Below are 12,939 nucleotides of genomic sequence, written 5' to 3' on the forward strand. Positions count from 1 at the left end.
ATAGTGGGCATTGGACAGGGAAATTCCGGATTTCCCTGCCCCTGGCCATTGACAATCGAGCCCTCGAGGAATCCGATGCGGAAAACCTCTGGCAGAATGGCCGGAACATCAAGCAGTAGGTGGAGAGGCGGGCCCCAAATGGACCAGCACGGCAGACACAGTGAAGAGCCACAGGACGGCGAGGGCCTGGCAGTGGCACCGGGCGGCATCGTCGTGGGAGTGGACGGCTCGGAACACGGGCAGTGCGCCCTGGTGTGGGCAGCACGTGAGGCCGAACGCAGGCAGCTTCCGCTGCACATCGTCACGGCGTACTCGGTTCCTATTTTCGCCGCCTCAGGACTCGACGGCGGATACGCCACCGTGGACGATTCGGTCATTCGCGAGGGCGCGGAGGCCATTGTCAAGCAGGCCATGGACAAGGTCGCCCGATACTCCATCGACGTTGATGCTTCCGTCGAAAACGGCGACGCAGCAGGCGTGCTGCTGGATCTTTCCGCTGAGGCAGCGCTCCTGGTTTTCGGAAGCCGTGGCCGCGGCGGTTTCGTAGGTCGTCTGCTGGGTTCAGTCAGCAGCGCCTTGCCCGCCCATGCCAAGTGCCCCACAGTAACTGTCCCGCTCTATTGTGCTGACCGCCTCGGCGAGAATACCGAGGACAAACACATCAAGGCCGAGCACGCCAAGGCCGGCCCCCGCATCGTGGAAAACGTTGTTGCAGTGGGCGTGGACGGCTCGGAGCAGGCGCGGGTCGCTGTGCTCGAAGCAGCTGAGCAGGCCCAACGCATGGGAGCCAAGCTCCGCGTCATTTGCGCTGTCCCGCAGTACAGCGGTTCCCTGGCCTGGGTTCCCGCTCCCTTGGACCGGGACGCCTTGTTTGCCGATATCAAGGTTCAGCTGGACGCGGGGGTTGCCTGGCTGCAGAGCCACTTCCCGCAACTGACCATCGAGACGGACCTCAGGGACGGCTCGCCTGTTGACGTTCTGGTGGAAACCAGCCGCAGCGTGGAATTGGTGGTTTTGGGCACCCGTGGCCGCGGTGGGTTTGCGGGCATGCTGTTGGGATCCACATCGGATGGCGTCCTGCACCATGCGAAAGGACCCGTGTTGGTTGTTCCGGACCGCGAGGATCCCCGTCTGGCAGACCGCGACAAGTTTGGTCCGATGCTCGGCGCGGTGTAGGAAAAGGCGCAGGAAAAGGGATACCGGTGTTCACGCTGCAGCTCACGGATATTCGTGGACCCATGCTTCCCGAGGTGGGTGGCAAAGCAGCGAACCTCGGCGAGCTTGCAGGCGCCGGCTTACCCGTGCCGCCAGGCTTTTGCCTGACCACGGATGCTTATCGGCGTGCGCTGTCATCGAGCGGCCTGGATGACATTTGTGCGGCCCTGGAATCGACAAGCACGGTTGACCTTACAGGGCTGAACCGGTTGGCCGGGCGGGCCCGTTCCCTGGTCCTCGACGCCGGGGTCCCGGCCGACGTCGCTGAAGCAGTGCGGTCCGCCTATGAAGTCCTGGGCAGCAACGTCCCTGTCGCGGTCAGGTCCTCGGCAACAGCCGAAGACCTTCCCTTCGCGAGTTTCGCCGGCCAACAGGACACTTTCCTGAACGTGGTGGGCGCGGACTCTGTCCTGGATGCCGTGAGCCGCTGCTGGGCTTCCTTGTGGACTGACAGGGCGGTGACGTACCGGGCTACCAACGGCATTGAGCATGCTGGTGCCGCCCTGGCTGTCGTTGTCCAGGAGATGGTCGATTCGACGGCTGCCGGTGTTATGTTCACGGCCAATCCCGTGACGGGCAAGAGGCACGAGACAGTGATCGACGCGAGCCCCGGTCTGGGGGACGCCGTGGTGTCCGGCGCCGTGAATCCGGATCAGTACGTTGTTGATATGGCCGGCGGTGCCATTGTGAAACGCACCCTGGGGGACCGGCGGGTGGAGATCCATGCCGTGCCGGGCGGCGGCACGCAACGGACCCAACGGTCACGCAACGAAAGTCCGGGGGACCCGGAAGGCGCCCGGGATGCAGCTGTTCAACCGTGTCTCAGTGACCGGCAGATCAAGGAGCTGGCCGAACTTGGCCGCTTGGTGGAGAGACACTATGGAGCTCCACAGGACACCGAGTGGGCCATGGATCCCAGCGGAAAACTGTGGCTGACCCAGGCCAGGCCCATCACCACCCTTTACCCGCAAACCACCCGCACCCCACAGGTCCCTGGCATCCACGCCTTTCTGAATTTCAGCCTCGCGCAGGGCCTCACACGGCCGCTGACGCCCATGGGTTTGGCCGGGATCCGCCTCATAGCCTCCTGTGTTGCCAAAACGGCGGGCTTTGCCGTCCCGGATCCCCGGTCAGGACCGTCGCCCTATTACGAGGCCGGCCAGCGCATCTTCTTTGATCTCACCCCGGTATTGCGGAGCCGGATCGGGCGGAAGATCGTGCCCCGGGTCTTCGATGTCATGGAAGCCCGGTCCGCCATGCTGATGCGGAGTTTGTTCGATGACGCCCGCTTTTCGGTGACCATCAAAACGCCGCTGAAACTCATCCGCCACGTGGCTCCAGTTGCTGCAAAATACCGCGTCCCCGAGTCGTTGCTCCGGGGTCTGTTCCGTCCGGAGGCGGCCTTGGAACGGGTAGAGCGCCACAGTTCTGAACTCCGCAAAGCCATAGCCGTCCCCGGGGAAGCCACCGCCCATCAACGGGTAGCCCACGTGCAAAGAATCCTGGGTTCGGAGCTCTTCGCCACGGTCCCGCAAATCCTGCCGTTGCCGGCGCTCGGCTTTGCCCTGCTGGCGCTCGTAGGCCGGATACTCGGCGACCAGGCATCCTACGCTGAACTGCAGACCGTGATCCGCGGGCTGCCCAACAACGTCACCACTGAAATGGACCTGGCCCTGTGGCAGCTCGCCTCGCAGATCAGGGAAGATGACGACGCCGCTGCCTCCATGGCTGGCCAAACGGCGGAAGCGCTGCTGGAACGGTACAGGGACGAGGGGTTGCCTGCCATTGCCCAATCCGGCCTCGATGGGTTCCTGCGCGCCTACGGGCACCGGGCCGTGGCTGAAATCGACCTTGGCATGCCCCGGTGGGGAGACGATCCCACCCACATTCTTGGCGTCCTGGCCAATTACCTGAGACTGCAGCCCGGTGCGGGGGCTCCCGACGAGCAGTTCCGCAGGGCAGCTGAAGAGGCCGAAGAACAGGTGGCGAAGTTCATCGCCCGGGCCCGGGCCATCAGTCCGCTCCACGCAGTGGTGGTCCGCGCAGCGCTGGACCGAACGCGCAGGTTCGCTGGTCTGCGCGAGTTGCCCAAATACAACCTCGTGCTGGGCCTCGCCGTGGCCCGGCAACAACTGCTTTTGGTGGGAAGCGAACTGGCAGCATCACATCGGATCGAGCGCCCGGAGGACATCTTCTTCCTGGATCTGGACGGGGTGGAAAATGCGCTTGCGGGGCAGGATTTCCGCGAGGCAATTGCACAACACAGGGCGGCCTACGAACACGAACTCCGGCGCAGGCACATTCCCCGGGTGCTGCTCTCCGACGGCACGGAGCCGGAAGCGACGGCTGCGGGCGACGCCGATCCGCGCCCGGGAACATTGTCCGGCAGCCCGGCGTCGACGGGTCTGGTGAGCGCGCCTGCGCGCGTCATCACGGACCCGGTCGGGGCACATCTGGAGCCGGGTGAGATCCTCGTGGCTCCGTCCACGGATCCCGGGTGGACTCCGCTGTTCCTCACAGCGGGAGGCCTGGTCATGGAGATGGGCGGCCCAAACTCGCACGGCGCCGTGGTGGCACGCGAGTACGGGATCCCTGCGGTCGTCGGCGTCCCGGACGCAACCATCCGGATACGTACGGGCCAGCGCATCACCGTGGACGGTGCAGCGGGGACAGTCAGTACGGAAGACCCGGACGGCTGAGCTTTTCAGGCGTGCTGGTGCGATTCGTGCTCGGAATGGCTGACGGGCTCCAGTTGGAACGTGCAGTGCTCGGTGTCGAAGTGCCGGCCAAGGCAGGAGCCCAGCTGGTCCAGGATGCTGTCCGCGCCAGTGGCATTGAGCACCTCGTCCTGCACCACCACGTGGGCGGAGAACACCGGTACGCCGGAAGTGATGGTCCAGATGTGGATGTCGTGTGCTTCCACCACACCGTCCACGGCCATGATGTGCTCGCGGATCATGTTCACGTCCACGCCCTTGGGGGTGGCTTCAAGAAGTACGTCCACCACGTCGCGGAGCAGATGCCATGCACGGGGAATGATCATCAGGGCGATGAGGACCGAGGCGATGGGGTCGGCAGCCGAGAATCCGGTGGTCATGATCACGATTGCTGCCACGATGACCGCGATGGAGCCCAGGAGGTCGCCCAGCACCTCAAGGTAGGCGCCGCGGACGTTGAGGCTTTCCTTTTGCGCTCCCTGCAGGATGAGGAGGGAAACCAGGTTGGCGACGGCGCCCAGGACTGCAGCCCACAGCATTACGCCGGTCTGGATTTCGGTGGCTTCGCCGAACCGACGGATCGCTTCGATCATGATCACTACGGCGATCACAATGAGGATCAGAGCGTTGGCCAAGGCAGCCAAAACCTCTGCGCGCTGGTATCCGTAGGTCCGCAGATCGCTGGCCGGGCGGGTGGCGATCCATGCGGCCATGAGCGCAATGAAGACACCTGCAGCGTCGGAGAGCATGTGCCCGGCATCCGCCAGCAGCGCCAGGGAACCGGAAACGACGGCGCCGACCACTTGGATGCCCACGACGCCCAAGGTGATGCCCAGGACGGCGATCAGGCGTTTGCGGTGCTTTCCGGTTGCGGTAACGCCGTGCGAGTGGTTGTGATCATGCCCCATGCATACAAGGCTAGCCCCAGCCGAGCTCGTGCAAGCGATCGTCATCTATCCCGAAGTGGTGTGCGATCTCGTGAACCACGGTGATGGCAACCTCATCGATGACTTCCTGGCGGCTGCCGCAGATATCCAGGATGGGCTGGCGGAAGATTGTGATGCGGTCCGGTAGGGAGCCCGCATCCCACCAGGAATCCCGTTCCGTCAGCGGCACGCCCTCGTACAGTCCCAACAACACTGTGTCCGGGTTTTCCCCCGGCTGCGGGGTGTAGTCGTCCTCAATGAAAATTGCCACGTTGTCCATGGCACGGGCGGCTTTGGCCGGAATCAGCTGCAGGGCGTCGCTGACGGCTTCTTCAAACTCCTCGGGGGACATTTGGAAGGGCGGCCTGTGCGGCGCGTTCCGCTCCGGCAGCGGCGAAGAGGGACGCTCGCCGTCGGGAACGATGGGAAGTCCGGGAGGAAGATTCGCGGGCATGACTCGACTTTAGTCCGCCACGGCTGTATTGGCGCCCCATGTCATGAGGGATACTGATCTCAGTCCCTTTCCGATAGACACAGGAACCGCATGACTTCCACCGCTTCCCCCATGTCTGAACCCCTCGACGTCGTCGTTGTGGGCGAGGCGCTGATCGACATCGTGCAGTCGCCCGACGGCCAGGCCGAATACCCCGGCGGTTCGCCGACCAACGTTGCTTACGGGTTGGGCCGGCTGGATGTGAAAGCCGGTCTTTTGACGGCGATCGGCCGGGACCCCCGGGGTGACGCCATCGCAGCGCACCTCCAGAGCGCGGGGGTGGTGCTGCTGCCCGGGTCCCAGTCCATGGGAAAGACCGCGACGGCGACAGCCAGGATCGCTGCCGACGGTTCGGCCGCTTACACCTTCGACATTGAGTGGGCGCTGGCCCCTTTGGCACTGCCGTATGCGCCGCGCATCCTGCACACCGGTTCCATTGCTACGTTCCTTGAGCCCGGCGCCGGAGTGGTCCGGAGCTTGTTGGAGCAGGCGCAGGGAGGCTGCATGGTCACCTACGATCCCAACATCCGCACCGATCTCCTGGGCAGCCATCACGAAGCACTTGCCCTCTTTGAGGAAATTGTGCCGCTGACGGATGTCGTGAGGATGAGTGCCTCGGACGCCCACTGGCTCTACCCGGGCAAGGCACTGGAGGATATCGCGAGCCATCTTCTGACGCTGGGTACCACCCTGGCGGTCATGACTGAGGGTGCGAAGGGCTCGTTGATGGCCACGCGCCACTTTCAGCTCCGGGTCCGCGCCGTGCCGTCCACCGTGGCGGACACCATTGGCGCGGGCGATTCCTACATGTCGGCGCTCATCATGGGCCTTTTGTTGCGTGGCAGCGACGGGCTGGCGCCAACCGTGCTGGAGCGGATCGGCAGCATCGCGTCGATGGCAGCCGCCATCACTGTCGGGCGTCCGGGGGCCAACCCGCCCACGCACCGTGAACTCCTGGCAGAGATGGCCCGCTAGCGGCAGGTTCAGCTGGTCCGACGCCGTGTGAGCCCAACGCCCACCAGGCACACCACTCCACCGATCAAACCCCAGATGGTTGGTACTTCCTGAAGGACGGCCCAAGAGATCAGGATCGTTGTTCCCGGCACCAGGTATGTCGTGGCAGCGAGTTTGCCGGCCGAGATCAGCGAGAGGGCGTACGCCCACGTGGTGAAGGCGATGGCGGTGGGGAAGATGCCCAAGTACACCAGGCCGAGCGTGGCCGGAAGAGGCGCTGCCTGGACTTCGGTCACCAACTGACCTGCCCACGGCAGGCAGCAAAGCGCTCCGACCATGATGCCGAACCACGTTGCCTGGCCTGCTGAGAATTTCCGGAGCACGGGCTTTTGCAGGATTGCGCTCACTGAGGCGAGCACAGCGGCGAGGAGGCACAACAGCACTCCGGCGACATCCGCCGTCGAACGTTGCCCCGAACCCAAGGCGATCATCGCCACACCGCAGAAAGCCACCCCGCTGCCGATCAGCAGCCACCGCGGGAAGCCCTCCTTGAGGAAGATTCCCGCCAGGATGGCGATGAGGATGGGCGAGACGTTGATCAGCATGGCGCTGGTGCCGGCGTCGAGCATGTGTTCCGCGGCGTTCAGGGCGACGTTGTAGCCGCCGAACCACATCACCCCGTAGGCCACGATCGGAAGCCACTCCCGGCCTTTCGGCCAGACCTTCAGCGTCGGCAGCACCACAATGCCAAGAACGACGGCGGCGACCGCCAAACGCCCGAGCGTCAACGACCCGGGGGAGAAGCTGGGGCCGACCGCCCGGATGCCCACGAACGCGGATGCCCACAGGACAACGGTAACGATGACCGCAGCGATGCCCAGTTTGCTGATGGCCGCTCCCGGCGCGGGGGTGGTGCGCGGGGGCAGGCTCGGGGATGGCTGGCCGGGTTCGGCCGGGGAAGTGGTTGTCATGTGCCAAATCTATCGGGGCATCGGCCGGGACGGCTGGCGGTTTTTGGACGCGTCAGGGCAAGATCCTGCCAATGTTCGCGGGCTTCCGTTCTCGGGTCCCGCGAGGGGTGACCTTTCGACTCTTAGGAAGCCCCCAAAGGGGTGGGATCCAACCCGTCGGCGCGCTCGCGAGCGGGGGCCCGGGATGGTCCTCCAACCTCGATTTGGGAATATCGGCATCTATGCTCTAAAGTTTTAGAGTCCAGTTCGGACGAGCGAGACACGGAAAGAACGCGTAAAGCGTCCCTTTTCTTTGCAAAATCCGAATTGAGTTCAGGCCCCCATCGTCTAGCGGCCTAGGACACCGCCCTTTCACGGCGGCGGCACGGGTTCGAATCCCGTTGGGGGTACGCAAGGAAGTGGTAAATCGGACTGAAAAAGTCTGGTAAGCTAGAAGCCTTGAAAAAAACGCGGTAGAGATACTGCAAACGCAAGGCCCTGTAGCGCAGTTGGTTAGCGCGCCGCCCTGTCACGGCGGAGGTCGCGGGTTCAAGTCCCGTCAGGGTCGCTCTGAGCGCCGAAGAAATTCGGTTCTCAAGGTGACATGTCACCTAGGCTCTGTAGCTCAGTTGGTAGAGCGTTCGACTGAAAATCGAAAGGTCACCGGATCGACGCCGGTCGGAGCCACCACTGGGAAGCATCAGTTCTTTGGAACTGGTGCTTTTCTTCTTTTAAGGCCCAGGATCTCCGTTGAAGACGCGGCTTCTCCGTCCCCGCGTACCGCCGCCACCCACTTTGACACTGTGAGGGATCCAATACACCGTGTTGGATGTGTTGCCGGGCTGTCCGCCCTCGAATTGGATGGTGGGGGTACAGGGGTTTCCGCAAGATTCGACGTCGGCACCTGGGTGGTGTGGCTTTGTGACCTTGTTTGAGGCCGTTGAGTGCGCTTTTCCCGCGGTTTCGAGCTGTTTCGGGTTCAAAACGGGTCAGGAAGCTACTGTTCCGAGGCCTTAATGCGTTGGTTCGGTGGTGGGGCAGCCCCAGGAGTTGGGGTTTTGTTGGCAGGTGTCGGCGACGAGTGCTCTTTGTGTTTTCCAGACGTGGATGGTTGTGGCTGGTGTGGTCAGGTCCAGGGTTCCGTTGATGGGTAGTGGTGGGCCGTTGTTGACGGAGTAGGTGCCGGTGAAGCTGGTGGTGATGGTGGCGGGGTAGTTGCCGGTTTGGGTGTAGCTGTGGCTGGTGCGGGTTTCGGTGGTGAGCCATTCGGCTTCGGGGATGGGGTAGCCGGCGGCGGGGGTGGGGCCCAGGGTGGTGCCGTCGCCGAAGGTGTAGGTGTGGTTGGCGGGGGTGGCGGTGAGGTGGATGGCTTGGCCGAGGATGGTGACGTCGAAGGTTTGTTCGGTGGCGGTGGTGTAGAAGTTGGTGGGTCCGCCTTTGAGGGTGTGGGGGAAGGGTTGGGCTTGTAGGTTTCCTGGGTTGATGGGGAGTTGGCGGAAGTCGTTGAGGATGCGGGCGGCGATGTCGGCCAGGACGTTTTTCGGCTCTGCGTCATAGAGGCAGGTGGGGCCGGTGATGGGGATCCAGTTGGTCCAGCCGGGGTTGGTGATGGCTTTGGGGGCTTCTTTCCAGATGACGGGGGTGCCTTCTGGGCCACCGGGTGTGGTGGCGGGGCAGTCGAGGGCGTCGCAGCCGGGGTCTTTGGTGTCGGGTCCGTCGGCACGGCAGTGGGTATCGGCCATGTACTGGTTGGGGTCCTCGGCGGTGGAGGAACTGGCGGGGCCGACATAAGGAATGAACTGGCCGGTAATCGGGTCTCGCGACCATTGAGTTCCCGTCAACTTCAAGCCGTTGTCAACATAGCCGATGTCAATTCTCGGGTCCTTCGCTACGGCTGATTGGCACGGGACGGCAAACAGGATGCAGCATGTTCCGGCGAGAAGTAGCGATATTCTCCCTAGCTTCGCCATGGGTTACCGGATCAAACCGAGATCGATCATGCTCCAGTGATTCTCCTCGAACCGAAGACTTGCCCGACTCGCTGAGTTCGTTGCCGCAGTAGGTTCTTGGTAGAGCGAACCGTCCGGCGTTCTTATCTCAATCGATTCTTGAATGACTTGAACTGCGGCTACCTGCGTGGACGCGGTTGAATTGAAGTCCGTTTCAACCGTTGCGGATCGGAGTGTTCCGCCTTTGATCCAGCGACCTTCTTGCCAACCTGCTTCGATGCCCTTCTCAAGAGAAGCGCAGAGAGTACACGCCGGGCTACTAAGGGACAGCAGTTGCTTAGTTTCGCCCGTCTCGTAGGCATAGCTCATCTGCGCGTACCAGTACCGAATAAACGCTTCCAGCCCCGCCTTGGAGTTCTCCTTCGCCAACTCGGGCATCACAGGCACCGGCACGTTCTGCGCCTTCCCGCTAGCATCCGCCGGCTTGTACGCACCCGACGAAGGCGGAGCAGCCGAAGCAACAGGCGACGAAACACTTGAGGTGGGCGACGCCGTCGTCGTGTGTGTTTCCGAGTTGCCCGCAGTGGGTGACCCGCCCTGGCAGCCGCTGAGAAGCACCGCTGCGACAACGACGATTGCCGCCGTTCGCGCACGGAGAGGCAACAAAGCGGCATACGTAAGGCGTGGCATGGCGAAGCTCCCCAGCAGCTGTTTCAGGTGATGTGTCGGCCAGTCTAGGCAGGGTTTCCAGTCGCCTCCCAGTCTGGAAACGGGCCTTGTGGATAACTCGTCTCTGGCCTCGGGGCGATGGCCGAAGTATTCTTGGCCTGCCAGCTTGTCATCGCACGCATCTTTTTGGGGGAATTCATGGTCGCCATCGAACGTTCACGCCTGTCCTTTTCCGGCCGCCTGGCAGCAGCTGCCGGTCTCGTCGCAATGCTGACGCTCAGCGCCTGCTCCTCACCATCGCCGGCAGCTCAAAACACCCCGGCGGCGGCGTCCGAAACCCCCGCCGCGGAAGTGGGTTCAAGCTCCGCTTCCGCCAGCGCGCCCAGCCCGGACGGCTCGGCAGGAACCGACGGTGTATACGGCCAATTCACCTCAATGTCAGAGGCTTGCCTGTCTGTCAGCGCCACCATGCTGAGCGTCACCATTCTCCCCCTGGCAGCCATGACCGGCGGAAATGCTGAGGACATCCAGAAGGCCAAGGATGAGTTGTCGAAAATGCAGGGCAAGGTGCCGGAAGAGCTGAAGCCGTCGTTCGAGAAACTGCGGGCCTTCACTGAGTCCGCGGGGTCGGATTTCAGCAAGTACGGCGATGGCCAGTTCGAGGAACTCATGAAGCCCATCCAGACGTGGACAGAGAAGAACTGCTCCTAGGGCACCGCCGCGCGCACCCCTTGTCTCCAAAGCGTCGTAGCTAGACGCTAGGGTGGTACTCAAGAGAAGGGGAGTGCTCCATGGAAGTCCAGAACGTGCAGCCGGATCCTGTGCCTGGGGGCGAGATTCCCGGTACCGGACGCACCATCATCTCCGAGGCCGCGGTGGCGAAGGTGGCAGGTATCGCTGCCCGCACAGTGCCCGGTGTCTACTCTCTTGGTTCAGGTCCTTCCCGCGCTCTTGGCGCGATCCGTGACGCTGTCGGCAGTTCAGACCACGCAGCGGGCGTCCGCGCCGAGGTGGGCGAAACCCAAGTGGCAGTGGACATCACCTTGGTTGCCCTCTACGGCCATCCTTTGCATGGCGTCGCCAATCAGGTCCGGGCGGCGGTGTACCGCGCTGTCGAAGAACTGGTTGGCCTTCAGGTAATCGAAGTAAACATAGAGATTACCGACGTTTTCATCGCGCCGCCGGCAAAACAGCCCGGGGCCAAGACCGTCGTGGTGGAAAGGGAGGCACTCCAGTGAGCATGACCGTAGTGGGAATCGCGATCGGAGCCTTCGTGGCGTTCATGTCGTTCTCGTTCGGGCTGTGGGGTTTCCTCATCTCACTGCTTTTCATGGGAATCGGAGCGTTGTTGGGGCGGGCCGCCGAAGGGAAACTGGATCTTAGAAGTGTCCTTGACGCCATTACGGGCCGGCGCTCTTCGTCATGAGCGTGGCTGAGGCTGTGGAGTACACCACCACCAGCCTGGCCGGCCATAACCGGATCAGTACCCAGGCTTTGACTTCCCTGGCCCGCGCCGCTGCCGCCGAGGCGCTCGGCGTTGAGGCCAGCGACATCCGCGCGGATTGGGCGGACGACGACGGCCTGCTGGCTTTGTCGATTGTCGCACCCATCAGCGTTCCGGCTTTGACGGAAGTACTCCGGGATCCCAGGCGTGTCCAGGGTTTCGGGGGCTCCATCTGGGATCGCACCGTAGCTGCCAAATCCAGAGTCCTCGAGACGGTGACCCGGCTCAGTGGTTCCCAGCTGAGCAGGGTGGATATCAGGATCAGTGGGGCCCAGGTCAGGGAGGGAGGCCGCGTTCAATGACACAGGACCAGGAAACCGGGAAGTTCATGGCCGTGGGCCTGGACAACGACGCCGCGCCGGTGGCGGGGGAGGACCCCGCGATGAGCCGTATCCTCCGTCGCGAGACCCATTCATCACGGGCCGGCGCCGCCGTCATTGCTGCGGTGCTCGTCATTATTCTCTGCGTATACGCGTTGCTGGAAGCCGGAGTCCGTGCGGTCGGCCAGCCTCCTTGGCTGGTTGATCCCACCACTGCTGCCGAACGCATCATCGCCCTACCTGAGGGCATTTCACCCCTCCTGCTGGGAGCGAGCGGTGCCGTGGTCGCCATGGTAGGGCTGTTCTTCCTGCTCCACGCAGTGCTGCCTGGCAGGCGGGCCCGCCATCTGCTCCGGGACCCGCGGACCGCCGTCGTGGTTGACGACGAAGTCCTGGCCTCCGCACTTGCCCGTCGTGCCCGGATGGCAGCGAATGTTACCCAGGAGCAGGTGATGGTGGTGGTTTCCAGACAGACAGTGGTGGTCAATGTGCGGCCAACATCCGGGAGCCGCGTGAGCCACGACGCCGTGCTCGCGGCTGTGCAGGCTGAACTTGAGGAGATGTCGCCGGTTCCCATGCCCACGGTCCGGGTCAACCTGGCGTCGTCGGGGGTGATTGGGGCGTGAACGGAACACCCCGGGCACTCAACCGCGTCTTGCTCTTCATCATCGGGATCAAACTCCTGGCGGTGGGTCTTCTGCTCCTGCTGCTGGCGACTGTCCCTGCAGTGGCCGCCTGGTGGCATGGATGGGCTGCCGGCGTCTGGGCCGGAGCTGAGAATGCCTTCCGGCAGACGCGGTTTCCCGGACGCGAAGAGAGCTGGCTGTGGATTGTGGCGGGTGTGGTCCTGGTGGCCCTCATCGTCGCCATGATTGCGTGGCTGTCACAGCAGGGCAAAGGACGGGCCAACCTCCTGGTCGCCAGTGATGATGACAGCAATGTCGACGGCGAAGTCAGGATTGGCGGTGGCGTCGCCGAACAGGCACTGAGGGCTGCGTTGACGGAAAGAACCGACCTTGCCGGGGTGTCAGTGGCAACCTATGAGTTCAAGGGTCAACCGGGTCTGCGGATACGCATCCAACCGCGCCAGGGCGTGGCACCCCACCTCCTGGCTGCGGAGGTCTCACAACTGGTCGAAGCACTGGACCTCGTCATCGGACAGAAGACACCGGTGCTGGTGCACATGGTTTCGGGGGCGCGCTCAAGATTCACGAAAGCCGAACGGGTGCGCTGACGTTGCGT

At 63.4% G+C, this 12,939-nt stretch carries 14 protein-coding genes and 3 tRNA genes; 12 read left to right on the forward strand and 5 right to left on the reverse strand.

All coding sequences use genetic code 11. The features are described 5' to 3' along the window. Positions 1 to 138 precede the first annotated feature (138 nt). Complete coding sequence (locus PYR64_RS21450) at positions 139 to 1,176, forward strand: universal stress protein (RefSeq protein WP_055973921.1); 1,038 nt, start codon at positions 139 to 141, stop codon at positions 1,174 to 1,176. A 62-nt stretch (positions 1,177 to 1,238) separates the two neighbouring features. Further along, complete coding sequence (locus PYR64_RS21455) at positions 1,239 to 3,914, forward strand: PEP/pyruvate-binding domain-containing protein (RefSeq protein ID WP_275780030.1); 2,676 nt, start codon at positions 1,239 to 1,241, stop codon at positions 3,912 to 3,914. Between the two features lie 5 nt (positions 3,915 to 3,919). On the opposite strand, the gene PYR64_RS21460 is transcribed toward PYR64_RS21455, so the two are convergent. Both PYR64_RS21460 and PYR64_RS21465 read right to left on the reverse strand, forming a co-directional pair. After that, complete coding sequence (locus PYR64_RS21460; RefSeq protein ID WP_018780272.1) at positions 3,920 to 4,840, reverse strand: cation diffusion facilitator family transporter; 921 nt, start codon at positions 4,838 to 4,840, stop codon at positions 3,920 to 3,922. A 10-nt stretch (positions 4,841 to 4,850) separates the two neighbouring features. Continuing rightward, entirely contained in the window at positions 4,851 to 5,312 is a 462-nt protein-coding gene (locus tag PYR64_RS21465) for a metallopeptidase family protein (protein WP_193590754.1), read from the reverse strand. 90 nt (positions 5,313 to 5,402) lie between these two features. Between PYR64_RS21465 and PYR64_RS21470 the strand changes: the two genes are divergently transcribed. Further along, positions 5,403 to 6,326: a carbohydrate kinase gene (locus tag PYR64_RS21470; protein WP_018780270.1), complete on the forward strand. Its 924-nt coding sequence runs from the start codon at positions 5,403 to 5,405 to the stop codon at positions 6,324 to 6,326. A gap of 8 nt (positions 6,327 to 6,334) precedes the next feature. Here the strand turns inward: PYR64_RS21470 and PYR64_RS21475 are convergent, their stop codons facing one another. After that, entirely contained in the window at positions 6,335 to 7,276 is a 942-nt protein-coding gene (locus PYR64_RS21475; protein WP_039239386.1) for a DMT family transporter, read from the reverse strand. A 316-nt stretch (positions 7,277 to 7,592) separates the two neighbouring features. Here PYR64_RS21475 and PYR64_RS21480 point away from each other — a divergent pair. The 3 genes from PYR64_RS21480 (at position 7,593) to PYR64_RS21490 (ending at position 7,945) form a co-directional block, all read left to right on the forward strand. Beyond that, positions 7,593 to 7,665, forward strand: a tRNA-Glu gene (locus tag PYR64_RS21480). Positions 7,666 to 7,749: 84 nt separating this feature from the next. Then, positions 7,750 to 7,823: transfer RNA gene (locus PYR64_RS21485), tRNA-Asp, on the forward strand. Between the two features lie 46 nt (positions 7,824 to 7,869). After that, positions 7,870 to 7,945 (forward strand) — tRNA-Phe (locus PYR64_RS21490). A gap of 323 nt (positions 7,946 to 8,268) precedes the next feature. On the opposite strand, the gene PYR64_RS21495 is transcribed toward PYR64_RS21490, so the two are convergent. Further along, positions 8,269 to 9,096 carry a hypothetical protein gene (locus PYR64_RS21495; RefSeq protein ID WP_275777577.1) on the reverse strand — a complete coding sequence of 276 codons (828 nt, stop codon included), beginning with the start codon at positions 9,094 to 9,096 and terminating at the stop codon, positions 8,269 to 8,271. A 132-nt stretch (positions 9,097 to 9,228) separates the two neighbouring features. Then, positions 9,229 to 9,894, reverse strand: a complete 666-nt coding sequence (locus PYR64_RS21500; RefSeq protein WP_275777579.1) for a DUF6318 family protein — start codon at positions 9,892 to 9,894, stop codon at positions 9,229 to 9,231. Positions 9,895 to 10,011: 117 nt separating this feature from the next. On the opposite strand from PYR64_RS21500, the gene PYR64_RS21505 reads away from it, so the two are divergent. The 6 genes from PYR64_RS21505 to PYR64_RS21530 all read left to right on the forward strand — a co-directional run bounded on the left by PYR64_RS21505 (position 10,012) and on the right by PYR64_RS21530 (position 12,931). Beyond that, a complete protein-coding gene (locus PYR64_RS21505; protein WP_018779543.1) occupies positions 10,012 to 10,584 on the forward strand; it encodes a hypothetical protein in 573 nt (190 codons plus the stop codon). Positions 10,585 to 10,664: 80 nt separating this feature from the next. Continuing rightward, positions 10,665 to 11,111 carry an Asp23/Gls24 family envelope stress response protein gene (locus PYR64_RS21510; RefSeq protein ID WP_018779542.1) on the forward strand — a complete coding sequence of 149 codons (447 nt, stop codon included), beginning with the start codon at positions 10,665 to 10,667 and terminating at the stop codon, positions 11,109 to 11,111. Beyond that, positions 11,108 to 11,299, forward strand: coding sequence for a hypothetical protein (locus tag PYR64_RS21515; RefSeq protein WP_018779541.1), 192 nt, complete (start codon positions 11,108 to 11,110; stop codon positions 11,297 to 11,299). Before PYR64_RS21510 ends, PYR64_RS21515 begins: the two co-directional genes overlap by 4 nt. Next, on the forward strand, positions 11,296 to 11,679 hold the full coding sequence (locus PYR64_RS21520) for a hypothetical protein (RefSeq protein WP_018779540.1): 384 nt from the start codon (positions 11,296 to 11,298) through the stop codon (positions 11,677 to 11,679). The genes PYR64_RS21515 and PYR64_RS21520 overlap by 4 nt, the downstream gene beginning before the upstream one ends. Beyond that, positions 11,676 to 12,323 (forward strand): DUF6286 domain-containing protein, encoded by a 648-nt coding sequence (locus PYR64_RS21525; RefSeq protein WP_018779539.1) that lies wholly within the window; start codon positions 11,676 to 11,678, stop codon positions 12,321 to 12,323. Before PYR64_RS21520 ends, PYR64_RS21525 begins: the two co-directional genes overlap by 4 nt. Further along, positions 12,320 to 12,931, forward strand: a complete 612-nt coding sequence (locus tag PYR64_RS21530) for a hypothetical protein (protein ID WP_018779538.1) — start codon at positions 12,320 to 12,322, stop codon at positions 12,929 to 12,931. The genes PYR64_RS21525 and PYR64_RS21530 overlap by 4 nt, the downstream gene beginning before the upstream one ends. The last annotated feature ends 8 nt before the right edge of the window (positions 12,932 to 12,939 follow it).

The organism is Paenarthrobacter sp. Y-19 (assembly GCF_029223985.1).
GTDB classification, from domain to species: domain Bacteria; phylum Actinomycetota; class Actinomycetes; order Actinomycetales; family Micrococcaceae; genus Arthrobacter; species Arthrobacter nicotinovorans.